The 24,715-nt window shown below is 62.2% G+C and carries 21 protein-coding genes and 3 pseudogenes; 17 read left to right on the forward strand and 7 right to left on the reverse strand.

What is annotated here, in order from left to right; genetic code table 11:
- Nucleotides 1–406: 406 nt before the first annotated feature.
- Both GN234_RS20320 and GN234_RS20325 read right to left on the reverse strand, forming a co-directional pair.
- Nucleotides 407–916 carry a hypothetical protein gene (locus tag GN234_RS20320; protein ID WP_109755116.1) on the reverse strand — a complete coding sequence of 170 codons (510 nt, stop codon included), beginning with the start codon at nucleotides 914–916 and terminating at the stop codon, nucleotides 407–409.
- 283 nt (nucleotides 917–1,199) lie between these two features.
- Nucleotides 1,200–1,742, reverse strand: a complete 543-nt coding sequence (locus GN234_RS20325; protein ID WP_146206875.1) for a hypothetical protein — start codon at nucleotides 1,740–1,742, stop codon at nucleotides 1,200–1,202.
- Nucleotides 1,743–1,871: 129 nt separating this feature from the next.
- Here GN234_RS20325 and GN234_RS30070 point away from each other — a divergent pair.
- The 11 genes and pseudogenes from GN234_RS30070 to madM all read left to right on the forward strand — a co-directional run.
- Nucleotides 1,872–1,986: pseudogene (locus GN234_RS30070) on the forward strand (nucleotidyltransferase domain-containing protein); the annotation flags it as partial.
- 904 nt (nucleotides 1,987–2,890) lie between these two features.
- The gene (locus GN234_RS20330) at nucleotides 2,891–3,247 is read left to right on the forward strand and encodes a DUF6124 family protein (protein WP_176688972.1); all 357 of its coding nucleotides are present in this window, start codon (nucleotides 2,891–2,893) and stop codon (nucleotides 3,245–3,247) included.
- Between the two features lie 278 nt (nucleotides 3,248–3,525).
- On the forward strand, nucleotides 3,526–5,196 hold the full coding sequence (mdcA, locus tag GN234_RS20335; RefSeq protein WP_163856291.1) for a malonate decarboxylase subunit alpha: 1,671 nt from the start codon (nucleotides 3,526–3,528) through the stop codon (nucleotides 5,194–5,196).
- Nucleotides 5,197–6,072, forward strand: a complete 876-nt coding sequence (locus tag GN234_RS20340) for a triphosphoribosyl-dephospho-CoA synthase (protein ID WP_176688973.1) — start codon at nucleotides 5,197–5,199, stop codon at nucleotides 6,070–6,072. It begins immediately after the preceding gene.
- Entirely contained in the window at nucleotides 6,072–6,371 is a 300-nt protein-coding gene (locus tag GN234_RS20345; protein ID WP_003206454.1) for a malonate decarboxylase subunit delta, read from the forward strand. The genes GN234_RS20340 and GN234_RS20345 overlap by 1 nt, the downstream gene beginning before the upstream one ends.
- Nucleotides 6,364–7,215 carry a biotin-independent malonate decarboxylase subunit beta gene (locus tag GN234_RS20350; RefSeq protein ID WP_176688974.1) on the forward strand — a complete coding sequence of 284 codons (852 nt, stop codon included), beginning with the start codon at nucleotides 6,364–6,366 and terminating at the stop codon, nucleotides 7,213–7,215. Before GN234_RS20345 ends, GN234_RS20350 begins: the two co-directional genes overlap by 8 nt.
- Complete coding sequence (gene mdcE / locus GN234_RS20355) at nucleotides 7,212–8,015, forward strand: biotin-independent malonate decarboxylase subunit gamma (protein ID WP_176688975.1); 804 nt, start codon at nucleotides 7,212–7,214, stop codon at nucleotides 8,013–8,015. The genes GN234_RS20350 and mdcE overlap by 4 nt, the downstream gene beginning before the upstream one ends.
- Nucleotides 8,012–8,632 carry a malonate decarboxylase holo-ACP synthase gene (locus tag GN234_RS20360; protein ID WP_176688976.1) on the forward strand — a complete coding sequence of 207 codons (621 nt, stop codon included), beginning with the start codon at nucleotides 8,012–8,014 and terminating at the stop codon, nucleotides 8,630–8,632. Before mdcE ends, GN234_RS20360 begins: the two co-directional genes overlap by 4 nt.
- On the forward strand, nucleotides 8,629–9,549 hold the full coding sequence (gene mdcH, locus GN234_RS20365; protein WP_109755110.1) for a malonate decarboxylase subunit epsilon: 921 nt from the start codon (nucleotides 8,629–8,631) through the stop codon (nucleotides 9,547–9,549). The genes GN234_RS20360 and mdcH overlap by 4 nt, the downstream gene beginning before the upstream one ends.
- 66 nt (nucleotides 9,550–9,615) lie before the next feature.
- Entirely contained in the window at nucleotides 9,616–10,032 is a 417-nt protein-coding gene (madL, locus tag GN234_RS20370; RefSeq protein WP_109755109.1) for a malonate transporter subunit MadL, read from the forward strand.
- Between the two features lies 1 nt (nucleotide 10,033).
- Nucleotides 10,034–10,798 (forward strand): malonate transporter subunit MadM, encoded by a 765-nt coding sequence (gene madM / locus GN234_RS20375; protein ID WP_176688977.1) that lies wholly within the window; start codon nucleotides 10,034–10,036, stop codon nucleotides 10,796–10,798.
- Nucleotides 10,799–10,916: 118 nt separating this feature from the next.
- Here madM and GN234_RS20380 read toward each other — a convergent pair whose 3' ends face one another.
- On the reverse strand, nucleotides 10,917–11,831 hold the full coding sequence (locus tag GN234_RS20380; RefSeq protein ID WP_109755107.1) for a LysR family transcriptional regulator: 915 nt from the start codon (nucleotides 11,829–11,831) through the stop codon (nucleotides 10,917–10,919).
- A 197-nt stretch (nucleotides 11,832–12,028) separates the two neighbouring features.
- Between GN234_RS20380 and trhA the strand changes: the two genes are divergently transcribed.
- Nucleotides 12,029–12,646 carry a PAQR family membrane homeostasis protein TrhA gene (gene trhA / locus GN234_RS20385; protein WP_176688978.1) on the forward strand — a complete coding sequence of 206 codons (618 nt, stop codon included), beginning with the start codon at nucleotides 12,029–12,031 and terminating at the stop codon, nucleotides 12,644–12,646.
- A 6-nt stretch (nucleotides 12,647–12,652) separates the two neighbouring features.
- On the opposite strand, the gene GN234_RS20390 is transcribed toward trhA, so the two are convergent.
- A complete protein-coding gene (locus GN234_RS20390) occupies nucleotides 12,653–13,570 on the reverse strand; it encodes a LysR family transcriptional regulator (RefSeq protein WP_176688979.1) in 918 nt (305 codons plus the stop codon).
- Nucleotides 13,571–13,675: 105 nt separating this feature from the next.
- Between GN234_RS20390 and GN234_RS20395 the strand changes: the two genes are divergently transcribed.
- The gene (locus tag GN234_RS20395; RefSeq protein ID WP_176689612.1) at nucleotides 13,676–14,917 is read left to right on the forward strand and encodes a D-amino acid dehydrogenase; all 1,242 of its coding nucleotides are present in this window, start codon (nucleotides 13,676–13,678) and stop codon (nucleotides 14,915–14,917) included.
- A 21-nt stretch (nucleotides 14,918–14,938) separates the two neighbouring features.
- Nucleotides 14,939–15,842 (forward strand): annotated as a pseudogene (locus GN234_RS30505) (transporter substrate-binding domain-containing protein).
- 137 nt (nucleotides 15,843–15,979) lie between these two features.
- Here GN234_RS30505 and GN234_RS20405 read toward each other — a convergent pair.
- Nucleotides 15,980–16,700: pseudogene (locus GN234_RS20405) on the reverse strand (16S rRNA (uracil(1498)-N(3))-methyltransferase).
- 169 nt (nucleotides 16,701–16,869) lie between these two features.
- Nucleotides 16,870–18,276 carry an adenosylmethionine--8-amino-7-oxononanoate transaminase gene (locus GN234_RS20410; protein ID WP_109755102.1) on the reverse strand — a complete coding sequence of 469 codons (1,407 nt, stop codon included), beginning with the start codon at nucleotides 18,274–18,276 and terminating at the stop codon, nucleotides 16,870–16,872.
- A 223-nt stretch (nucleotides 18,277–18,499) separates the two neighbouring features.
- On the opposite strand from GN234_RS20410, the gene GN234_RS20415 reads away from it, so the two are divergent.
- The 3 genes from GN234_RS20415 to GN234_RS20425 all read left to right on the forward strand — a co-directional run bounded on the left by GN234_RS20415 (nucleotide 18,500) and on the right by GN234_RS20425 (nucleotide 22,349).
- Entirely contained in the window at nucleotides 18,500–20,263 is a 1,764-nt protein-coding gene (locus GN234_RS20415) for a flavin monoamine oxidase family protein (RefSeq protein ID WP_176688980.1), read from the forward strand.
- 905 nt (nucleotides 20,264–21,168) lie between these two features.
- Nucleotides 21,169–21,720 (forward strand): cytochrome b, encoded by a 552-nt coding sequence (locus tag GN234_RS20420; protein ID WP_109755100.1) that lies wholly within the window; start codon nucleotides 21,169–21,171, stop codon nucleotides 21,718–21,720.
- 32 nt (nucleotides 21,721–21,752) lie between these two features.
- Nucleotides 21,753–22,349, forward strand: a complete 597-nt coding sequence (locus GN234_RS20425; RefSeq protein ID WP_109755099.1) for a YceI family protein — start codon at nucleotides 21,753–21,755, stop codon at nucleotides 22,347–22,349.
- Between the two features lie 245 nt (nucleotides 22,350–22,594).
- Here GN234_RS20425 and GN234_RS20430 read toward each other — a convergent pair whose 3' ends face one another.
- Nucleotides 22,595–24,457: a DEAD/DEAH box helicase gene (locus GN234_RS20430; RefSeq protein ID WP_109755098.1), complete on the reverse strand. Its 1,863-nt coding sequence runs from the start codon at nucleotides 24,455–24,457 to the stop codon at nucleotides 22,595–22,597.
- Between the last annotated feature and the right edge of the window lie 258 nt (nucleotides 24,458–24,715).

Here is a 24,715-nt window from a genome sequence, read left to right on the forward strand (position 1 = left end):
CCCTGACGGCGGGTCACTTTCGAAAAGCCGGAATGCCGGCCCAGGCGAAAGTAACCAAAGCGCTTTTGCCCCACCACTCGGCACCTCGCCTAGGCTCGGTGTGCCCTCATTCCGGCATTGCTCCGTGGGCTGCCGCGAAGGGCCATCCATGGCCCAGCGCGGCTAACCCGGCATCCATGCCGGGTTGCCCACTCCACAATGCCTGCGTTCGGCCAGCGTGGTTAATGGAGCGCCAAAATCTATGTCCACTGCGAGGCGGCCTAATAGCCGACCTGGTTTTGGGCGACCGCGTTCCTCCTGTGGGAGGGTATTTCAACTTGAAACTCGGGGTGCCGAAAGCCCGCGGCGAGGGAATTGGCTCCGCTGGGTAAAAACCTCCGCAAGCCAGGCGACCGTTCTTGAGTTTCTATTTATCGGGAACTCGCACAACCTCGATGTTATCGAGGTCAAACTTACGGGACACTCCGGGCTCTGCGGCATTCGTACCGATCACGATATGGGCCTTGGTACCAGAGTAGCGAACGCCGATGGGATCAGTTTGGAGCCACACACCGGTTGGCGTGTTCGGATCTATATAGAAGGCGTTATAACCCAGCGATACGTTCGCTGTAACAATGACCCTGATCGTTGTGGCTTCCCCCGCCTCCGGTGGGTGAACTCTGTATCTGAAGGAGGTAAAAAGAAAACCTTTCTCCGGTTTTGGGTCATCCTGCCTTGGGCCCGGAAAGGTAAACATCTTGGCGAGAGAGGGCAGGAATATGTTTGGAGGCCTGTACTCCAGCTTGCCGGACCAGAAAGTATTCTTGCCCCCTGGGCCTTCTTCCGATTTGAGTACCCCATCCGGGGACCCAATGTCATTTTCCCAGCCGTTGCGTTTTCCATCTTGAAAGTCGTGCCCATACTTGTCGTGGTTCATGCTGTTTCTCCCGCCACAGCGCTTGTGATCCTGCCCGAGGAGTCCGGGCATTGAAGATCGCGGCGCAACCTATTCGGCGATGAGGCCGGTGGGTTGGCTACTGTCAGGGTTGACAGGTTAGAGCTGCAATCCGACAAACGGCTGCGTATGGGAAGAGCTGCTTGAGGGCCGCTTCGCTCATTCGAATGCAATCACATGACGCTTTGCGGGAGCGAGCCTGCTCGCGAAGGCGAAGTGTGCCGCCATCGCGAGTTACCTTGAGGGGGGCCCAGATTTATCTGCACTAGGTCTGTTTCCAAACATAGATATTATCGATATCTATTCGACGAGATCTTGTCTCGGATATACCGCCACGCGTGCCAATCTGAATTATTTCGTTTGACCGCGCGAACCACTGGTTGGGGGTCGTCTCCGTCGTCGCCAGCAGCCATTTGTCTACTTCAGTGTTCTCATCCAAATCGTTATCTAAATTGAAGGAGGTTCTTGGGTTCCCCATGGCGATCGCAAGAACAAGGAGTCTTGCCTCGTCATCTTCGAGTTTATGGACACGATAATTAAAGGATATACAGTACAAATCGGTTCTTTCTTCTTTGGTCTGAAACGTGAATTTTTTCTTCAGAGATGCTCTGAAGGTCGGAAAGGAGACTAGGGGCTTCAGTTCACCTTTCCAGAAAGTATTCCCATCTACGGTAATAAGTTCTCCTGTGATTTCTTCGCCATTTTCCCACCCATTTCGCCCATTCGATTCGAAGTCAGTTTCATCAGGAAATTTCATATTGATGTCTCCGGTCATTTGCGCTGTCGACCAGCCCTTGAAACCGGACATAAACAATCGCAGCAGGGTTTAGTAGGCGTCGGAGAGGACTGCTTGGCTACTGTCAGGGTTGACAGGTCGAAGCGGTTAACCGACAAGCGGTTTCGGTCAGCCCGATCAAAGCTTCTATACCAGCGCTAAGCCTTGGAGCCGTTTTCCAGACAACTGAGCTGGGCGTTCGTCTACGGCTCCATTGCCAAAGGCCAGGCCAACGCATCCCAGTGACATGGATCTCCTGCTGATCGGCGAAGGCCTGTAGCCGACGATCCGGTGGGAGCAGGATTTTGTTGGCTGAGTACATATCCATTGCTGCGGTAACGGCGGCTTATGGTTCCGCCCTTACGGCGGCTCACTTTTGAAAAGCGCAAAAGTAAGCAAATGTATGGCCCCACCACTCGGTGCCTCGCTTAGGCTCGGTGTGCCCTCACTCCGGCATTGCTCCGTGGGCCCGCCGCGAAGGGCCATCCATGGCCCAGCGCGGCTATCCCGGCATCCATGCCGGGATGCCCACTGCGCAATGCCTGCGTTCGGCCAGCGTGGTTAACGGGGCGCCGAAATCAACGTCCACCGCGAGGCGGCCTGACAGCCGGCCTGGCTCTTGCGGGGGGGGGGGTACACCCATCAGACCTGTTTGGGCTGGACCTGTGGGAGCAAAGCTTGCTCGCGAAGGCGGTGGCACATTCAGCATTGATGCAATTAGCCCCACCGCTATCGCGAGCAAGCTTTGCTCCCACAAGATTGGCGGTGGGCACTGATCTTATAAACGACCGAAACCAGTGTGGGAGTGAGCCTGCTCGCGATGGCGGCCTGACAGCCGACCAAGCGTTGTGGGAATGGTCGGACACACTTCCTGACTCAAGTTGATTTTTCCGACGAGCTCTGGCGGTTGCCGGGTGGGAAGGGCTGTCGCTAGTCTTTTCCCGTCGCTGCAAATTCAGCGGCCGGGCTTGGAAATCCGATAAGTAGACGGCGCGAAAGCGCCCTTCATAACGTATGCTTGCGGTCGTTTTTTGACCATGCTTTCGTTATGGCAGCTGTGCGCGGGAGACCTTCGGGTCTGCCGGGCTCGTTTACCCCGGTTTTCCAACCTGCGTACGGCTGCCACCCCCTCGCTTGGAAACGAACGTGGCAGCTCCAACCAGTAAACGGAGTGTCACCCTATGTTCAAAGCCACACCCAATCCTCCCGAAACCGATCCCACCTCAGCCCATGCCGGCCAAGCTTCGCAAAAGCTTGATGAAGCGGCCGAGCGCGCCCTCAGTTTCTATCTCGATCCCAAACCTCAAACCAAAAAGAAACAACCCCCAGGCCAACTGTTCACTGTCGTGGATGACCTCGACAGCGAATGCCTCCTGTCCAACCTCAGCGAAACCCTCGCCTCCGCCAATGTCATGCTCAACGAGCTGGCTTTCGACCTTGAAGGTTCGCCCCGGCATTTTGCCCTCGGCATTCAGCAGATGATCGAACTCAGCGAGTTGCTGGCCCATCGGGCGCTGGATATTGTCGACCCGCGCTAAAGTCGAGCGCACTCTTGTGGCGAAGGGACAAACCCCCTCGCCACAGAATTCGAATCCACCCCTACCCCCTGTGGGAGCGAGCCTGCTCGCGATGGCGGCAGAACAGTCAGCATTGATGTGGCCTGACCCACCGCTATCGCGAGCAAGCTCCCACATTTTGATTTGTGTTTATCGCAAACCATTACTCCAATCGTAACGATCCGCCGCTAAGCTTGATTGATACCCTCGCCCCAACACTCCTAATGTGACCCCCACGACAGCGAACCCGTGGAGTGGTCATGACAACAACAATATCCCCCGACTCGCGCTGGACGCGGCGGCGCGGCGAAAAGCAGCGGCGTCTCGAGCTGGTGAAGGGGCTTGCCGACGGTGTGGTGTTGCCCACCGACAAAATCGTTGCGGCGTTGGAGGCGTTGATCCTGCCTGGCGACCGTGTGGTGCTGGAGGGGAACAACCAGAAGCAGGCGGATTTTCTGTCGCGCTCGCTGGCCAAAGTCGACCCTTCGAAGCTGCACGATCTGCACATGATCATGCCCAGCGTCGGCCGCTCCGAGCACCTGGATCTGTTCGAACGCGGCATCGCCCGCAAGCTGGATTTTTCCTTCGCCGGCACCCAGAGCCTGCGCATCAGCCAGTTGCTCGAAGACGGTCTGCTGGAGATCGGCGCGATCCACACCTACATCGAGCTCTATGCCCGACTGGTGGTGGACCTGATCCCCAACGTGGTGCTCTCGGCCGGTTTCATGGCCGACCGCGCCGGCAATATCTACACCGGCCCTAGCACCGAAGACACTCCGGCGCTGATCGAACCGGCGGCCTTCAGTGACGGTATCGTCATTGTCCAGGTCAACCAGTTGGTGGACGACGTCAGTGACCTGCCTCGGGTGGATATCCCGGCCTCCTGGGTCGATTTCGTGGTGGTGGCCGACAAGCCCTTCTACATCGAGCCGTTGTTCACCCGCGACCCGCGCCACATCAAGCCTGTGCACGTGCTGATGGCGATGATGGCGATTCGTGGGATCTACGAAAAACACAACGTCCAGTCCCTCAATCACGGCATCGGTTTCAACACCGCCGCCATCGAGCTGATCCTGCCGACCTACGGCGAATCCCTCGGCCTGAAGGGCAAGATCTGCCGCAACTGGACCCTCAATCCGCACCCGACCCTGATCCCCGCCATCGAAAGCGGCTGGGTCGAAAGCGTGCATTGCTTCGGCACTGAGTTGGGCATGGAAAACTACATCGCCGCCCGTCCCGACGTGTTCTTCACCGGACGCGACGGCTCGCTGCGCTCCAACCGCATGGTCTGCCAACTGGCCGGGCAGTACGCGGTGGACCTGTTCATCGGCGCCACTCTGCAAGTGGATGGCGACGGTCATTCCTCCACCGTGACCCGTGGCCGCCTGGCCGGCTTCGGTGGGGCGCCGAACATGGGGCACGACCCGCGCGGTCGTCGTCACGGCACGCCGGCCTGGCTCGACATGCGTCACGGCGACGGCGAGGCACCGCTGCTCGAACGTGGCAAGAAGCTGGTGGTGCAGATGGTCGAGACGTTCCAGGAGGGCGGCAAACCGACTTTCGTCGAGACCCTCGACGCGGTGGACGTGGCGAAGAAGGCCGGCATGCCCCTGGCGCCGATCATGATCTATGGCGACGACGTCACCCACCTGCTGACCGAGGAAGGCATTGCCTACCTGTACAAGGCCCGCTCCCTGGAGGAGCGCCAGGCGATGATCGCCGCCGTGGCCGGGGTCACCGCCATCGGCCTGCGCCACGACCCGAAAGATACCGCGCGCATGCGCCGCGAAGGGCTGATCGCCCTGCCCGAAGACCTCGGTATCCGCCGCACCGACGCCACCCGCGAACTACTCGCGGCCAAGAGCGTGGCAGATCTGGTGGAGTGGTCCGGTGGCCTCTACAACCCGCCCGCCAAGTTCAGGAGCTGGTAAATGCACGCCTTCAACCTGCAACCGAAAAAAATCTCCTTGGCCGAGCGCCTGGCGGATATGGCGGTGGATGCGCTGATCGACGAAGCCGACCTGTCGCCTAAACCGGCCTTGGTGGACCGGCGCGGCAATGGCGCCCACACCGATCTGCACCTGGGCCTGATGCATGCCTCGGCGCTATCGCTGTGGCCCGCATTCAAGGAAATGGCCGACGCCGCTCTTGGCTGTGGCGAGATCGGCTTGCCGTTGCGTGAAGCCCTTGGACGGATCGGCCGTGAGGGTGAAGCGGCGATGCTCGCGACCACCAACGGCGTGAACACCCACCGGGGTGCGATCTGGGCCCTGGGCTTGCTGGTTGCGGCGGCGGCGCTGGAGCCTGAATCCAGCGTTGCCAGTGCCGTTACGCTACGGGCCGCCCGCCTGGCCCTGCTCAATGACCGCTACGCGCCTCAATCTTTGAGCCACGGCGCCCAGGTCGCCCAACGCTACGGCGTACGCGGTGCCCGGGAAGAAGCGCAATTGGCGTTTCCGGCCGTCACCGGTCTGGGCTTGCCGCAACTCAAGCGCAGTCGCGCGGCGGGGGCGGGTGAGCAGAACGCCCGGCTCGATGCCTTGCTGGCGATCATGACCACGCTGGCCGACACCTGCGTGCTCTACCGTGCCGGTGAAAAGGGCCTGCAAGCCATGCAGAGCGGCGCCAAAGCGGTGCTCGATGCCGGTGGCAGTGCGAGCCTGGGCGGTCGTCGCCAGTTGCATGCGCTGGACCAACAACTGATTGCCTTGAACGCCTCGCCCGGCGGCGCTGCCGACTTGCTCGCCGCCTGCCTGTTCCTCGACCGTATCGAACGCGGCGATGGCCTCTTCCCTGGAGTGTGCTGATGGAAACCTTATCCTTTGAATTCCCCGCCGGGCAGCCGCCACGGGGCCGGGCACTGGTGGGCTGCGTCGGCTCGGGCGATCTGGAAGTGCTGATCGAGCCGGGGCTGGCGGGCAAGCTGACGATTCAGGTGCAGACCTCGGTCAACGGCAGCGAACAACGCTGGCAACACCTGTTCGCTCGCATGTTCGACGGCCAGACGCCACCGGCCCTGTCCATCGACATTCACGATTTCGGCGCCACCCCCGGCGTGGTGCGCCTGCGCCTGGAACAAGGCTTCGAGGAGATCGGCCATGACTGACAGCGCAGCGCTGCTCGACAAACACAGCTTCGTCGAACTCGGCGCCCGGCAACGGGCCAAGGCCTTGCTCGATGAGGGTACCTTCCGCGAACTGCTCGACCCGTTCCAGCGAATCATGTCGCCCTGGCTGTTGCGCCAGGGCGTGGTGCCGCAAAGCGATGACGGCGTGGTGATCGCCAAGGGTTCGCTCGATGGCCTGCCGGTGGTGATCGCCGCCATCGAAGGCGCGTTTCAGGGTGGCAGCCTCGGCGAAGTCGGCGGGGCGAAGATTGCCGGTGCCTTGGAGCTGGCTGCCGAAGACAACCGCAAGGGCATCCCGACCCGCGCCGTATTGCTGCTGGAAACCGGTGGCGTGCGTTTGCAGGAGGCCAACCTCGGGTTGGCGGCGATTGCCGAGATTCATTCGGCGATAGTCGATCTGCGTCAGTATCAGCCGGTGGTTGGAGTGGTGGCCGGCAGCGTCGGTTGTTTTGGCGGCATGTCCATTGCCGCCGGGCTGTGCAGTTATCTGCTGGTGACCCGGGAAGCACGGCTGGGCCTGAACGGTCCCCAAGTGATCGAACAGGAAGCCGGGATCGACGAATACGACTCCCGCGACCGGCCGTTCATCTGGAGCCTGACCGGTGGCGAGCAGCGTTTTGCCACGGGATTGGTGGATCGTTATGCGGCCGACGATGTGGCGCAGATCCGTCAACAAGTCAGCCAGTTGCTGCACCTGGGCGTGCCCGCGCAACACCGCAGCGGCCAAGCCGAGTTGTTCCTGCAACGCCTGGCCCGCTTGGACACTGACGTGCAAATCGAACCGGCAGCGGTTCGTCAGCTGTATCAGGGAGAACGCCCATGAGTTCGTATTCATTGAGAGGCTTGCGCTGGTTCGAGGCCCTGAGTGGCGAGGCCAAACCGCTGGAAGGCTTGCCGGCTTCGTTGAAAGTCGCCGACGTCAGACTGGGCGAGCAAAGCGTGCGCTTGCTGGCGGTGGTGGCCGATCCCGACAGTCGTTTTCCCCGGGCGCGCAACGGCGAAGTCGGTTTGCTGGAGGGTTGGGGCCTGGCCAAAGCCGTGGATGATGCGATCGACGCCGACCGCGATGCTTCCCACAAGCGGGCGCTGATCGCCATCGTCGATGTGCCGAGCCAGGCCTATGGCCGACGCGAAGAAGCCCTGGGCATTCATCAGGCCTTGGCCGGCGCGGCGGACAGTTATGCCCGGGCGCGGTTGGCCGGGCATCCGGTGATCGGTTTGCTGGTGGGCAAGGCCATGTCGGGGGCGTTTCTGGCCCACGGCTACCAGGCCAACCGACTGATTGCCCTGCGCGACCCGGGCGTGATGGTCCACGCCATGGGCAAGGCCTCGGCGGCGCGGGTGACCCTGCGCAGCGTCGAGGAGCTTGAAGCCCTGGCCGCCAGCGTGCCGCCGATGGCCTATGACATCGACAGCTTCGCCAGCCTGGGATTGCTTTGGGAAACCTTGTCGGTGGAGCAGGTTGAACAGCCGTTGGCGGAGGATCTGGAGCGGGTGACGGCGTGTCTGCTCCAGGCGATTGACGATGTAGAGGCGGGGCCGCGGGATCTGAGTGGACGTCTGGGTGCGTTCAATCGCATCGCGTCGAGCCGGGTTCGCCAACTGCTGAGAGAGCAGTGGTGAGTACGTTTCTGGCCCATGACCTGCTGTGGGGGATGACCTCGCAGCAGTTGTCAGCGGATGCACCGGCCTGGGTGGTCGAGTCGATCACCGCCGGTCAACCTGTGGTGGTTCGGCGTGCGCTGACGACGCCGGATCGAATCGCGGTCGGCGTGCGTGGGCGCTTGCGCGAGCAGCGTTATGCAGCGTCGATGGCGATCACGGCGATTGCCCGTCGCGTCAGGCCAGAAGACCTTTGTCACGTTGCGTCGACTCGCGACTTGCCAGCCCTGCGAGCGCTGTCCCGACTGCGCCCGCTGCTCGACGCCAGCGGCTGGACCTGGGGCGTCAGCGGTAGCGCCGGGTTCGAGCTCGCCACGGGGATCGAGGCGCTACATGAACGCAGTGACCTGGATTTGATCCTGCGCACGCCGCACTGTCTGGATCGTCTCCAGGCCAGGGAGTTGCTGGCGCATCTGGATGCTTCGGTATGCGCCGTGGACATGCAGTTGCAAACGCCTTGCGGCGCCGTGGCCCTGCGCGAATGGGCGGGTTTGTCGCGCCGGGTCTTGCTCAAGGATGATCTTCAGGCCCGGTTGGTGAGCGATCCTTGGCAATCTTCAGTGGAGCAGGTCGCGTGAGCAGCCTCTTGGTCTTTCCCGGCCAGGGTGCGCAGCGAGCAGGCATGCTCCATGGCCTTGCGCCGCACATTCTGGACGAGGCGAACGACGTGCTCGGCGAGGACGTCCTGCTACTGGACAGCGCCGAGGCCTTGCAATCGACCCGCGCCGTGCAGCTATGCCTGCTGATCGCCGGCGTGGCGGCGGCCCGTCGTTTGCTGGAACAGGCGCCTGCGCCGGACTATGTGGCAGGACTATCCATCGGTGCCTACCCGGCGGCGGTGGTGGCCGGTGCGCTGGGGTTTGACGAGGCGTTGCGACTGGTCAGCCTGCGCGGCGAGTTGATGCAGCGGGCGTATCCGCAAGGCTACGGCATGACCGCGATCATCGGCCTCGATCTCGCGGCAGTGGAAGCGTTGCTGGCACAGGTACACAGCGACCGCACACCGGTCTACCTGGCCAATATCAATGCCGATAATCAGGTGGTCATTGCCGGCAGCGACGAGGCCATGAGCAGCGTTGCCAAACAGGCGCGAAGCCTGGGTGCCGGGAAGGCCTGTCGGCTGGCGGTGAGCGTGCCGTCCCATTGCCCGTTGCTGGAGGCTCCGGCGCAAGCATTGGCCCAAGCGTTTGCCGATGTGACGTTGAAAGCGCCCACCCTGGGCTATCTCAGCGGCAGCCGCGCTCGACCGGTGATCAGCCCCGAGGCCCTACGCGACGACCTGGCGTTCAACATGTGCCGTGTCGTCGATTGGCGCGGCACGGTGCAAAGCGCCTATGAACGCGGCGTAAGGCTGCAAATCGAACTGCCGCCCGGTGCGGTGCTGACCGGGCTGGCGCGCCGGGTGTTCGAGCAAGGCACGGTCATGGCCTTCGACGGTGCCCGGCTCGATACCCTGCAGGCGCTGTTACGTGAGGAGGGAAGCCGCCAACCCTAGACCCCCGACTCAGGCTGCGAATTACAAAAACAACAATTTCGACGATGCACTTTGAGGACTACAACAATGATTATTTACGGTGTGGCGCTGTTGGCGATCTGTACGCTGGCAGGGGTGATCATGGGCGACCTGCTCGGCGTTTTGCTCGGCGTCAAATCCAACGTCGGCGGGGTCGGCATTGCGATGATCCTGCTGATCTGTGCGCGGCTGTGGATGCAAAAACGCGGCGGCATGACCAAGGAATGCGAAATGGGCGTCGGCTTCTGGGGCGCCATGTACATTCCGGTGGTGGTCGCGATGGCCGCGCAACAGAACGTGGTCACGGCCTTGCACGGCGGCCCGGTGGCGGTGTTGGCGGCCATTGGTTCGGTGGTGCTCTGCGGCTGCACCATTACGCTGATCAGCCGGACCCACAAAGGCGAACCCTTGCCCGATGAGCCGGCGGAAGTCACGCCCCTCGGCACCCCAGTAGGAGGCCGCTGATATGTGGGATCTCATCGAGAAAGGCCTGGAACATAACGGTTTGATCACGGCGTTCGCCTTCGTCGGCGTGATCATGTGGGTGTCGGTGGTGTTGTCCAAGCGCCTGACCTATGGCCGGATCCACGGCTCGGCGATTGCCATCGTCATCGGCCTGGTGCTGGCCTGGGTGGGCGGCACCATGACCGGTGGGCAAAAAGGCCTGGCGGACCTGTCGCTGTTTTCCGGCATCGGTTTGATGGGCGGCGCCATGCTGCGTGACTTCGCCATTGTTGCCACGGCGTTCGAGGTGCAGGCCACCGAAGCGAAAAAGGCCGGGTTGATTGGCGCCATCGCGTTGCTGCTGGGCACGATCCTGCCCTTCATCGTCGGTGCGAGCATTGCCTGGGTGTTCGGTTATCGCGATGCGGTGAGCATGACCACCATCGGCGCGGGTGCGGTGACCTACATCGTCGGGCCCGTGACCGGGGCGGCGATTGGCGCGACCTCCGATGTGATGGCGTTGTCGATTGCCACCGGTTTGATCAAGGCGATCATCGTGATGGTCGGCACGCCCATGGCGGCGCGCTGGATGGGCCTGGACAATCCGCGCTCGGCCATGGTCTTCGGCGGCCTGGCCGGGACCGTGAGCGGCGTGACTGCCGGCCTGGCCGCGACGGACCGGCGGTTGGTGCCGTATGGCGCGTTGACGGCGACGTTCCATACCGGGCTTGGCTGTTTGCTGGGGCCTTCGTTGCTGTACTTCATTGTGCGCGGGATTGTCGGCTAGGTTCCGAATTTGTATCGCCTGTTCTGACGCTATCGCGAGCAGGCTCGCTCCCACATTGGATCGGTGTTCACAAATCCCTTGTGGGAGCGAGCCTGCTCGCGATGGGGGCGACTCGGTTTCAAGCCTGGCGATTGGCATACATCCGGCATTCGGCCAACAACGCCAGGAGGTTCGGATCCCGCTCCTTGGCCTTGAGGAACACCACGCCGATGTGCTGCTGCAACCGGTACTTTTCCTGCAACGGGATCAGCTTCACCCGGTTTTCATACACCGCCGCGATCCTGCCCGGCAGCAACGCATAGCCCACCCCGGAGCTGACCATGCTCAGCAGGGTGAAGATGTCGTTGACCTGCATCGCCACCTTCGGCTCGAACCCCGCCTGCTTGAACACCCGGATACCGTCCTGGTGCGTGGCGAAGCCCTGGGTCAGGGTGATGAACGTCTCGTCGCGGACCTCGGCCAGGTCGACTTCGCTGCGCTGGGCAAAGGGCGAATCCGCCGGTGTGGCAAGAAAGATGTCATCGGAAAACAGCGCGATATGCTCACAGTCCGGGTCGTTCACGCTGTCATCCAGGGAAATCAGGATCGCGTCCACTTCCATGTTCTTGAGTTTGTACAGCAGGTCGATGTTCGAACCCAGGATCAGATCGATATTGAGTTCGCTGCGGCGGATTTTCAGGCCCATGATCAGTTGCGGCACGGTCTTGACCGTCAGCGAATACAGCGAGCCCAACTTGAAGCGCTCGGCGGAGAATCCGGCGGCTTCGCGGGTCAGGCGTACACTTTCGACCACGTCCTGGATCAGTTTCTGCGCCCGTTCTTCCAGCACATAGGCGCTCTCCAGCGGCGTGAGGTTGCGGCCTTCGTGCTTGAACAACGGGCAGCGCAGGGCGCTTTCCAGCGAGTGAATGGCCCGGTGCACACTGACGTTGCTGGTCTGCAATTCGGCCGCCGCTCGCGCCAAGTTGCCGGTGCGCATGAAGGCCAGGAACACCTCGAGTTTCTTCAGGGTCAATTCTTCGTCGATCAGCATGGGGCGGACTCTTATTCGTATTGCCCGATTGTGCCCTGTGGGAGCAAAGCTTGCTCGCGAAACAGGCGACTCGGTTTTGCAGAAACCGAGTTACCTTCATCGCGGGCAAGCCTTGCTCCCACAGCAAGCAAAACATTGCACTTTGCCGCGCCAAGCCTGAGCCTTGGCGTCTGTTCTGGAATGTGAGGTGGGATTGGATGTATCACGGCGAACGACTCAATGCCTGGACGCACCTGGTCGGGGCGGTGGCGGCTTTTATCGGGGCGGTGTGGTTGCTGGTGATTGCCGGGATGGCGGGCGATCCGTGGAAGATCGTCAGCGTGGCGATCTACGGGTTCACCCTGCTGGTGCTGTACAGCGCTTCGACGGTTTACCACAGCGTGCGCGGGCGCAAAAAAGAAATCATGCAGAAGGTCGATCACTTTTCGATCTATCTGTTGATCGCCGGCAGCTACACCCCGTTCTGCCTGGTGACCCTGCGCGGGCCCTGGGGCTGGAGTTTGTTCGGGATTGTCTGGGGGTTGGCGCTGATTGGGATCTTGCAGGAGACCAAGCCGCGTTCCGAAGCGCGGATCCTGTCGATCGTGATCTACGCGGTGATGGGCTGGATCGTGCTGGTGGCGGTCAAGCCCTTGATGGCGGCCCTGGGCAGCGCCGGGTTCGCCTGGCTGGCCTCGGGTGGCGTGTTGTACACCGTGGGCATTATCTTCTTTGCCCTCGACCACCGGCTGCGCCACGCCCACGGGATTTGGCACCTGTTCGTGATCGCCGGCAGCCTGCTGCACTTCGTGGCGATTCTGTTCTACGTCCTCTAGTCAGGTTCAACCGGCCACCGCGAACAGGCGGTCCAGTTGCGCCTGGGCCTGACTGGCAAAAATTTCCAGCAACGCGCCGAGGGTGTGCGCCGGGGCCTCATTGGCCCGGGTCACGGCATACAGGGAAATGGGCAGCGGTGGCGACAACGGTCGGATTGCCGTACGGGTGTTCGAGGCGCCGAGCGCCGTGAACGGGTCGATCACCGCCAGCCCGGCACCGGATTCGACCATGGCGCGGGCCAGTGAATACGTCTGCACGGCGATGCTGATGCGCGGCGGTGGTTCCACGGCCTTGAGATAGCCGTCCAGTTTGGCCGAGAGCGGGTCGGCGCTGGACAGGCCGATCAACGGTGCGCCGGCCAGCGCCTGCAACGGCATCGGCTGCCCCACCTGTGCTTGGGTCCAATGCCCGCTTGGCGCCAGGGCCACCAGTACGCCGCTGGCCAGGGCCTGGGCCTTGAGGCCCGGATGATCGGGCGGTTGCAGGGTCAGGGCGACGTCGATTTCGCGCATCAACAGGTTTTGCACCAGTTCGCGGCTGTGGGCGCTGGACAACTCGCAGACGATGTCCGGGTAGCGGCGCGTCCATTGATGAATCGCCGCTGGCAGCAGCGACAGGGCCAGGGCTGGTGTCGCACCGATCCGCAGGCTGTGGCCCGGCTCGCGCCGCAGGCTTTGGGCGAGACGCCGGACACCTTGCAGGCTCTCGCTGACTTTATCGACCTCGCGCTCCAGCTCCAGCGCTTCAGGCGTGGCCTGCAACTTGCCGCGCACCCGCAGAAACAACGCAAACCCCAATTGCTGCTCGGCATGCTGCAACACTTTGGTCACCGCCGGTTGCGAAACATGCAGCAGTTGAGCGGCACCGCTGATGGAGCCGGTCTGGCGTATGGCCTGGAAGATCTCGATATGGCGAAGACGCATGGCAAACCCATAACCTTTGTTTATAGGGAGTCCATCTTTATTCATTGTTCGCGGCCTGTCACCTCGCCCTAACCTCAAGCCATTGAAAACGGATGTGAGATGGACATGGCTCAGCGGGTTTGCATCATCGGTGGTGGCGTGGTCGGGCTGGCGACGGCTTATGCATTGGTGCGCGATGGCGTCGACGTGACGCTGGTGGAGGCCCGGGAAACCTTGGGCAGCGAAACCAGTTTTGCCAACGGCGGCCAGTTGTCGTATCGCTACGTCACCCCGCTGGCGGACGCCGGGGTGCCCTGGCAGGCAATGGGCTGGATGCTGCGCGGTGATTCGCCACTCAAGTTGCGACCTCGCCTGGACCCGGCACAGTGGCGCTGGATGGCCGCATTCATCGGCGCCTGCCGGACCTCGGTCAACCGGCGCAACGGCGCCCACCTGTTGCGCCTGGCGTTGTTGAGCCAGGCAACCTTGCAGGGCTGGCGCGAGGACGACCGCCTCGACGGTTTCAACTGGCGGCGCAATGGCAAGCTGGTGACGTTTCGCGACGCGAGGCATTTCCAGCGTGCGCGGCAGGGTTTGGCGGACAGCACCCATCAGCAGGTGCTTGGCCCCAACGAGTGCGCGAACCTGGAGCCGGCCCTGGCCGGCGTGCCATATGTGGGTGGGATCTACACGCCGGATGAGGAAGTCGCCGATTGCCATGCCTTCTGCCAGCAATTGGCGGTACGTCTGCGGGCTTCGGGGCGTTGCGAGTTCCTGTTGGGGCAGCCGGTGAGCGGCATCGAACACGCCGACGGCGCGGTGCGCGCCATCGCGCTGGACGGGCAGCGGCTCCCGGTGGAGCAATTGGTGATCGCCGCCGGCCATCGCAGTGCCGCGCTCGCAGTGCCTGGCGTGCGGATGCCGCTGTATCCGCTCAAGGGCTACAGCCTGACCGTGCCTATTGGCCCACAGCATCGGGCACCGGAGTTGAGCATCACTGACTACGACCGCAAGGTCGTCTACGCTCGCATCGGCGAACAACTGCGAGTCGCGGCGATGGTGGACATCGTCGGCTTCGACCCGACGCCGGACCCCAAGCGCCTGGCCCTGATCAAGCGCCAGGCCCAGGAAGCCTTCCCCCAGGCTGGGGATTACCAGCGCGCCGTCGAATGGGCCGGCATGCGCCCGGCGACCCCCAGCGGCGTGCCGCTGATCGGCGCCACTGGCTACCGTAACCTGTGGCTCAACCTCGGTCATGGGGCCTTGGGCTTTACCCTGGCGTGTGGCAGCGCTCGCTTGCTCAGCGAGCTGATCCGCCAGCACACACCCTCCATCGACTTGCAGGGCTTGACGCCCCGCGCCGCCTGACCCATCCAACGGAGAATAACAATGCAAAAAATCACGTTGATCGGCTGCACCCTGAGCCTGTTGCTAAGCGTCCAGGCCCTTGCCAACGAAGCGCCCCCGGCCGGCACGCTGGACAAAATCGCCAGCAGCCGGAGCATTACCCTGGGCTATCGTGACGCCTCGGTGCCCTTTTCCTACGTCGGTGACAGCAGCGGCCAGCCGATGGGTTACTCGGTGGAGCTGGCGGGCAAGATTGTCGAGCGCATCAAGACCCAACTGGCGTTGCCGCAACTGAACGTGAAGTACAACCTGGTCACGTCCCAGACCCGTATCCCACTGGTGCAGAACGGTACCGTCGACCTGGAGTGCGGCTCGACCGGGGTGACGGCCGAGCGGCAGAAGCAAGTGGCGTTTTCCTATGGCTTCATCTATGTGAAGGGCCAGTTGCTGACGGCCAAGGACAGCGGCATCCACAGCTTTGCCGACCTGCGCGGCAAAAATGTGGTGACCACCGCCGGTACCACCAACGAACGCTTCCTGAAAAGCTACAACCAGGACAACAACGCCGAGATGTTCATCATCAGCGCCAAGGATCACGGCGAGTCCTTCCAGATGCTCGAGACCGGTCGGGCGGCGGCGTTCTACATGGACGATGCGCTGCTCTACGGCGAACGGGCCAAGGCCCGCGACCCGCACAAATGGGTGGTGGTGGGGCAGGAGCAATCGCGGGGAAATCTACAGCTGCATGCTGCGCAAGGACGACCCGCAATTCCTGGCGCTGGTCAACGCGACCCTGGCCGATTTGTACAAATCGGGGGAGATCAACGAGATCTACGCCCGCTGGTTCCAGAAGCCGATCCCACCCAAGGGCCTGAACCTGGAGTTCCCGATGACCAGCGAATTGAAGGCGATCATTGCCAAGCCGACCAGCGAGCCGGTGCAGTAGGCCGCACGGACATCCACGACCCACTGTGGGAGCGGGCTTGCTCGCGAAAGCGGTGTGTCAGCCAGCATTTGTATTGACTGACACATCACTTTCGCGAGCAAGCCCGCTCCCACAATATCTTCAGTGGTCGCGGAGCCTTAGAAATCCCCCCACAACTGCTGCGCCACTGCCAGCGCCACCACGGGCGCGGTTTCGGTGCGCAGCACGCGGGGGGCCGAGGCGGGCGGCGTGGTAGCCGGCGGTCTTGGCTTGTTCGACTTCGGCTTCCGACAACCCGCCTTCGGGCCCGATCAGGAATGCCAGGCTCGACGGCTTGGCATGGCTGACCAGCGGCTCGGCCACCGGATGCAGTACCAGCTTCAGCTCGGCCTCGGTCTGTTTCAGCCAGTCAGCCAGTAGCAGCGGTGGGTGGATCACCGGTACGGTCGAGCGTCCACACTGCTCGCAGGCGCTGATCGCCACTTGGCGCCAGTGCAGCAGGCGTTTGTCGGCGCGTTCGTCCTTGAGGCGTACTTCGCAGCGCTCGCTGAAAATCGGCGTGATCTCGCTGACCCCCAGCTCCGTGGCTTTCTGGATCGCCCAATCCATGCGCTCGCCCCGGGACAAGCCCTGGCCGAGGTGGATGCGCAGCGGCGATTCAGGTTGGCCGGCGAACTGCTCGTCCAATTGCACCCGCACGCGTTTCTTGCCGACTTCGGCCAGCGTGCCGCGAAACTCCTGGCCCGAGCCGTCGAACACCTGCACCGCATCGCCCTCGGCCATGCGCAGCACCCGGCCGATGTAGTGGGCCTGGGCTTCGGGCAGTTCGTGGTCGCCGAGGCCCAGGGGGGCGTCGATGAAGAAGCGGGACAGTCTCATGCTCTGTTCTCTACTGAATCTGAATTCGACATTGCAGCCTGATTGAGTGTGGCGAGGACGCTTTTGTGGCGAGGGAGCTTGCTCCCGCTCGATTGCGCAGCTATCGCAAGAATGGGGCCGCTTCGCAGCCCAGCGGGAGCAAGCTCCCTCGCCACAGGGAAAGTTGCCGTCAGCCCGGATCGCGATAGCCCGGATGAAAATCCTTCGGCACCGCCACGCTGACCTTGTCCCGGGTGGCGATGTCGATGCCTTCGCTGGCCACTTCTGCCAGGAAGTCGATCTGCTCCGGGGTGATGACATACGGCGGCAGGAAATACACCACGCTGCCCAGCGGTCGCAACAGCGCACCGCGCTCCAGGGCATGCTGGAACACACTCAGGCCGCGCCGTTCCTGCCACGGGTAGGCGGTCTTGCTGGCCTTGTCCTTGACCATCTCGATCGCCAGCACCATGCCGGTCTGGCGCACCTCGGCGACGTTCGGGTGGTCGGCCAGGTGCGCGGTGGCGCTCGCCATGCGCTGGGCCAGGGCCTGGTTGTTTTCGATGACGTTGTCTTCTTCGAAGATGTCCAGGGTCGCCAGGGCCGCGGCGCAGGCCAATGGGTTGCCCGTGTAGCTGTGGGAATGCAGGAAGGCGCGCAGGGTCGGGTAGTCGTCGTAGAACGCGTTGTAGACCTCGTCGGTGGTCAGGCACGCCGCCAACGGCAGGTAACCGCCGGTCAGGGCCTTGGACAGGCAGAGGAAATCCGGGGTGATACCGGCCTGTTCGCAGGCGAACATCGTCCCGGTGCGGCCGAAGCCGACGGCGATTTCATCGTGGATCAAGTGCACGCCATAGCGGTCGCAGGCTTCGCGCAGCAACTTCAGGTACACCGGGTGGTACATGCGCATGCCGCCAGCGCCCTGGATCAGCGGCTCGACGATCACCGCCGCGACGGTGTCGTGGTGCTCGGCCAGGGTCTGCTCCATGGCCGCGAACAGGTTGCGCGAATGCTCTTCCCAACCCATGCCTTCGGGGCGGTGGTAGCAGTCGGGGCTTGGCACCTTGATCGTGTCCAGCAGCAGTGCCTTGTAGGTTTCGGTGAACAACGGCACATCGCCCACCGACATCGCCGCGATGGTTTCGCCGTGGTAGCTGTTGCTCAGGGTGACGAAGCGCTTCTTGTCCGGCCGGCCGCGATTGATCCAGTAGTGAAAGCTCATCTTCATCGCCACTTCGATGCAGGACGAGCCGTTATCGGCGTAGAAGCACCGAGTCAGGCCCTCGGGCGTCATTTTCACCAGGCGCTCGGACAGCTCGATCACCGGTTGATGGCTGAAGCCGGCGAGGATCACATGCTCCAACTGATCGACCTGGTCCTTGATGCGCTGGTTGATGCGCGGGTTGGCGTGGCCGAACACGTTGACCCACCAGGAGCTGACGGCATCGAGGTAGCGCTTGCCTTCGAAGTCTTCCAGCCACACGCCTTCACCGCGCTTGATGGGGATCAGCGGCAGCTGTTCGTGGTCTTTCATCTGGGTGCAGGGATGCCACAGCACCGCGAGATCGCGTTGCATCCACTGGTTATTCAGGCCCATGTACAGTCTCCTCGAGGCGGCTCGCGGCGGGCGCGGGCAAAACAATCGCGCAAGCCTATGCAATGGCGGCCCCGGGGACAACCCATTGTGTCATCGCGGCTACTTTGAATGAGGCGATAGACGTCGCTGGCGGCGTTTTGATGGCTGACGTATTCTTCGCCGTTCTCTGAGCCGACTGGCTCGAAAACTGAAATTTCCTACGTTTTAATCCGGAGTTCGTTGAATGTCTGCTGGTTGGCTGCGCGCCTGTGCGCTGGTGATGATAGGGCTGTTCAGCGTTGCGGCGCTGGCCAAGGACAAACAACCGACGGCCATCGTCATCGGCGGCGGCCTGGCGGGGCTCACCGCGGCCTATGAGTTGCAGAACAAGGGCTGGGCGGTGACGCTGCTGGAGGCCAAGCCGGACCTGGGCGGGCGTTCGGGCATGGCCACCAGCGAGTGGATCGGCAACGAGAAGACGCAGCCGGTGCTGAACAAGTACGTTTCCTCATTCAAGCTGAGCACCACGCCGGCCCCGGAATTCGTGCGCACCCCCAGCTATCTGATCGACGGCACCTACTTCACCGCCGCGGACCTGGCGACCAAACAGCCGGCCACCGCCGAAGCCCTCAAGCGCTACGAAACCACCCTGGACGACCTGGCGCGTTCCATCGAAGACCCGCAGAACCCGGCGGCTACCAATACGCTGCACGCGTTGGACCAGATCACCGTGTCCAACTGGCTCGATCGTCTGCAACTGCCGGCCACGGCGCGGCAGTTGGTGAATCAGGAGATTCGCACCCGTTATGACGAACCTTCGCGCCTGTCGCTGCTGTATTTCGCCCAGCAGAACCGTGTCTATCGCGGCGTGTCCGACCGCGACCTGCGAGCCTCGCGCCTGCTGGGCGGCAGTCCGACCCTGGCCCAGGCGTTCGTCAAGCAACTGAAGACCATCAAGACCAATTCGCCCGTGTCGGCCATTTCCCAAGACAAGGACGGCGTGACCGTCAAGGTCGGCAGCGTTGGCTACCAGGCTGACTACGTGGTGCTGGCGGTGCCGCTGCGAGCGCTGAACAAGATCCAGCTGACCCCGGCCCTGGACGCCCAGCATCAAGGCGCGATCAAGGGCACCAACTACGGCTGGCGCGACCAGATCATGCTCAAGTTCAAGACCCCGGTCTGGGACAGCAAGGCGCGTATGTCGGGCGAGATCTACAGCAACGCCGGCCTGGGCATGATGTGGATCGAGCCGGCCATGAAGGGCGGTGCCAACGTGGTCATCAACCTGTCCGGCGACAACGCCCGGGTGATGCAGGCCTTTGGTGACAAGCAGATGGTCGATCAGGTGCTGATCCGCCTGCACGCGTTTTATCCACAGGCCCGTGGCGCGTTCACCGGTTATGAAATCCGCCGCTACAGCACCGACCCGTCCACGGGTGGCGCCTACCTGGCCTTCGGCCCGGGCCAGATCAGCAAGTACTGGCGTCTGTGGGAAAAGCCATTGCAGCGCATAGCCTTTGCCGGCGAGCATACCGACACCCTGTACCCGGGCACCCTGGAAGGCGCGCTGCGTAGCGGCCAGCGGGCGGCCAGCCAGGTTGAAGACCTGGCGGCAGGCAAGTCGTTCGAACCGGCCAAGGTCGCGCCAGTTGCAGCGGCAGCAGCGGCGGGTGCGGTAGCGGCGAAGAAGGGCAACTTCTTCAGCAACCTGTTTGGTGGCTCGGATGACGACAAGAAACCAGAGCCGGTAAAGGCACCAGAGCCGGTAGCGCCTGCACCAGCGCCTGCGCCGACACCCGTCCCAGCCCCAGCACCCGTGGAACCGCCAGCGCCTGCTCCGGCGAAGGTTGAGCCAGCCAAGAAAGCAGCGGCCAAACCGGCGGCGAAAAAACCAGCTGCCAAAGCTCCGGCTAAAAAAGCGCCGGCCAAGGCCCCGGTGAAAAAGGCCGAGCCGGTGAAGAAGCCAGCAGTCAAACCGACGACGGCTACTGAGACGAAGGCTCAGTAACGATCAGGTGGAAAGAACGCGGCTCAAGGGCCGCGTTTTTTTATCCAGCATCAAGCGTACCGGCGGCACCACTCAAAGCCCGGCATCGCTTAATAAGCGCTACGTCCTACACGCCTTGGCGATACATCGGAAACTTCCCACCCTTTAACCGGAAGCAGGCGATAGCGCGCACCAAGCCACAAATCTAGGCTCCTCCAAAAACAGGAGCGCGTATGAAAATACTAATGGCAGTGGTCGTATTGGCTTCGATATATGGATGTGTGTATGGCGAATGCCGAGATCCTTTGACGATTCCGATGATTCCAGAAAGAGATCCGCAGCTGGCACACAAATGCTCCGTCGATCCATATAGGCCTGAGTGCTCGGTAAACTAATAATTCAAAATTTTCACCTCGTGAAAGCTGGAGTTAACATGAAATTGATAGCGGCCTTAATGCTATTGGCAGTATTCGGTGTCAGTGGTTGCACTGCTGATGGCCGTATGGTGCTGAAAAAGCACGCTCCTCAATTAGTTTATAAATGCGACATGGATCCTTACAGGCCTGAGTGCGTCAATAAGTGACTCTAGAGAGGCGGCAGCGAAAACGACCAGGTTTTAATTTCAAAGTTCTCAAATAAAATTTTGACCTGCTTTGGCTTGGACATACGTCCCGGGACGAAGCCATAGCGGGCCCAGCAAAGATTCCCTGTTCGCATGTCAAAGATCTGCTGGCGATGAGGTCCGTGCAGGCACCCAGCGGCTACCTGCACCCCTCGTCATCACTACCGTTTCCCCTTTAATCTTTCCTTAACCCACCCCCTCCAGACTGATGATCGTATTTCTCGATATTTCAAAGCGAAATTTTCCGCTTTAAATCGATAGATAACTCGCTAGTCTTGATCGCAGTTTTTACAGGATATGAGCAATGCAGCTACGCAACTCCTCTTCTCGCTATGGCTGGGTCAGTATCGCTCTGCACTGGGGCGTGGCGCTGGCGGTGTACGGGCTGTTCGCCCTGGGCTTGTGGATGGTTGGCCTGGATTACTACAGCGCCTGGCGCAAAGACGCACCGGACCTGCACAAGAGCATTGGCCTGGTGTTGCTGGCGGTCATGTTGCTGCGAGTGCTCTGGCGTTTCGTCAGCCCGCCGCCACCGACCCTTGAAACCTATGGTCGCCTGACTCGCGCCGGCGCCAAGCTCGGTCATAGCGCACTGTATCTCGGGCTGTTCGCCGTGATGATTGCCGGTTACCTGATTTCCACCGCAGACGGTGTCGGGATTCCGGTGTTTGGCCTGTTTGAAGTACCCGCGCTGGTGTCCGGACTGCCCGATCAGGCAGACGTCGCCGGCCAGATTCACCTGTACCTGGCATGGGCGCTGGTAATTTTTTCCGGCCTTCATGCGTTGGCTGCATTGAAACACCACTTTATCGACCGTGACGCGACCCTCAAGCGCATGCTGGGACGCCAAGCCTGATGTTCAACCTCGACTCCAAAGGAATAGAAAGCATGTTGAAAAAGACGCTCGCCGCCCTGGCAATCGGTTCTGCCCTGCTGTCGGCCGGTCAGGCCATGGCTGCCGACTACGTGGTCGACAAGGAAGGCCAGCACGCCTTCGTTGACTTCAAGATCAGCCACCTGGGCTATAGCTACATCACCGGTACCTTCAAGGACATCGACGGCAAGTTCAGCTTCGACGCTGCCAAGCCTGAAGACAGCAAGATCGAGTTCAATGTGCACACCGCCAGCGTATTCACCAACCACGCCGAACGCGATAAGCACATTGCCAGCGCTGACTTCCTGAACGTGGGCAAATTCGACAAGGCCACCTTCGTTTCCACCAGCGTCAAGTCCACCGGCAAGAACGCCGATGGCAAGGAAACGGCCGACGTGACCGGCAACCTGACCCTGCTGGGCGTGACCAAGCCGGTCGTGGTCAAGGCCACTTTCCTGGGTGAAGGCAAGGATCCATGGGGCGGTTACCGTGCCGGTTTCGAAGGCACCACCAGCATCAAGCGTTCGGACTTCGGCAAGCAGAAAGACCTGGGTCCAACTTCCGATGCGGTCGAACTGTATGTCTCGTTTGAAGGTGTCAAAGCGAAATAATCTTCGCGCCTGACAAAAAACGCCCCTGGTCTTGCGATCAGGGGCGTTTTTTATTACGCGGATTTCGACAACACAGTGTCCCTGTGGGAGCGAGCCTGCTCGCGATGAGGCCGGTACATGAAAAGAGCGGTGATTGACCCACCGCTATCGCGAGCAGGCTCGCTCCCACAGGGTTGGATCAGAGTCCATCAAATGAAATGCCCCGGGTCGCGAGACCCGGGGCATTTTTTACGGCGTGGAAAAACTCAGCGATTGCGGGTCAGCAACGCCGGCTTCTCGCCCCGTGGACGGCTAGGCAGTTGATCCAGCTGCTCAGGCGTCGGGAAGCGATCGGCTTTCGATTCCTTGTGCATGATCTTCGGTTGGTTGCTGCGCGGGTTCTGCACGGCGGGTTCCTGACGCGGCTGGTCGTCGCGGGCCGGGCGGCGCGGGCGGGTGTCATCGCGACGAGCCTGGCCGTCACGCGGGGCACCGTTGCGTGGGCCGTTGCGCTTGGCCGGCGGAGTGCCGGTGGACGAGCCGTTGCTGTTGCGCGGGCCGTTCTGGCGACCCTGTGGCTGGCCACTGCGCGGAGCGCCTGCACCCGCGCCCTGTGCCGGTGCGCCTGGGCGGCGACCACGGCCCTGGGCCGGTTTCTGCTGCGGCACGTAGTCGACGCGGTTACCGAAGTTGTCGATGTCGTCGTCCAGGAACTCGTCCGGGGCACGATCGGCTGCGGCGCGTGGGACTGGGCGCTGCTGCTCACGGGCTGGAGTGCCTTCGCGGGGCTTCTGTTCGCGGGCTGGGCGTTCGCCACGGCTGTTGCTGGCCGGTTTTTCCTTGCCCTTGTCCTTGCCTTTGTCCTTGCGGCCACCGCCGCCACCGCCGCCATTCGGGCCGTCGCCACGTGGGCCTCGGGCGTTGCGCGGGTTGCGCACGTCCGGACGTTCGCGCACTTCAGGCTTCTCGGCCTCGATGGTGCTGGCATCGAAGCCCATCAGGTCGCCGTCGGCAATTTTCTGCTTGGTCATGCGCTCGATGCTTTTGAGCAGCTTTTCTTCGTCCGGCGCGACCAGCGAGATCGCTTCGCCCGAACGACCGGCCCGGCCCGTACGGCCGATACGGTGAACGTAATCTTCATCGACGTTTGGCAGCTCGAAGTTGACCACGTGGGGCAACTGGTCGATGTCCAGGCCACGGGCCGCGATATCGGTGGCTACCAGGATGCGTACTTCGCCGGCCTTGAAGTCGGCGAGGGCCTTGGTGCGGGCGTTCTGGCTCTTGTTACCGTGGATCGCCACTGCCGGCAGGCCGTGCTTGTCCAGGTACTCGGCCAGGCGGTTGGCGCCGTGCTTGGTACGGGTGAACACCAGGACCTGTTCCCAGGCACCGGCGGTAATCAGGTGTGCCAGCAGGGCGCGCTTGTGGCTGGCCGGCAGGCGGAATACGCGTTGCTCGATGCGCTCGACCGTGGTGTTCGGCGGCGTGACTTCGATGCGCTCCGGGTTGTGCAGCAACTTGCCAGCCAGGTCGGTGATGTCCTTGGAGAACGTTGCCGAGAACAGCAGGTTCTGCCGCTTGGCGGGCAGGCGGGCGAGCACTTTCTTCACGTCATGGACAAAGCCCATGTCGAGCATGCGGTCGGCTTCGTCCAGCACGAGGATTTCGACGTGGGACAAATCGACGCTGCCCTGGCCGGCCAGGTCCAGCAGGCGACCAGGGCAGGCCACCAGTACATCGACGCCACGGGACATGGCCTGGACCTGGGGGTTCATGCCGACGCCGCCAAAAATGCAGGCGCTGACGAACTTCAGGTCGCGAGCATAGATCTTGAAGCTCTCGTGGACCTGGGCCGCCAGTTCGCGGGTTGGGGTCAGGACCAGTACGCGCGGTTGGCGCGGGCCATGACGCTGGGATTTGTCTGGGTGACCGTTGGGAAACAACCGCTCCAGGATCGGAAGGGCGAAACCGCCGGTTTTACCAGTACCTGTCTGCGCCGCGACCATCAGGTCGCGACCTTGCAACACGGCGGGGATGGCCCGCTGTTGCACCGGGGTAGGCTCGGTGTAGCCGGCGGCCTCGATGGCGCGGACTAAAGCCTCGGAGAGACCGAGGGAAGCAAAGGACATGAGTAATCCTGTTTTAGTGAGGGCCTGGCCCAATGGGATAGTCTTGCCTGGCGCGAACGACGTTCAACAAAAAGACGTCATCCCGTCCGGTCCTGCCGGGCCTCAAAGGCGGGTCCGGACAAGGCTCGCGCGGGCTGTAGGCTGCGCTGTAGCGGTGTCGGGATGCCTTTTGCAAGGCCGGGCGTCCGGGCGTGAGCCTGGCGGGAAGGCCGGAGTATAACAGAGCAAACGCCGCGCGCCGCTTTCCCGCTGCTCAAC

The sequence above is a fragment of the Pseudomonas bijieensis genome (assembly GCF_013347965.1).
Lineage (GTDB): Bacteria > Pseudomonadota > Gammaproteobacteria > Pseudomonadales > Pseudomonadaceae > Aquipseudomonas > Aquipseudomonas bijieensis.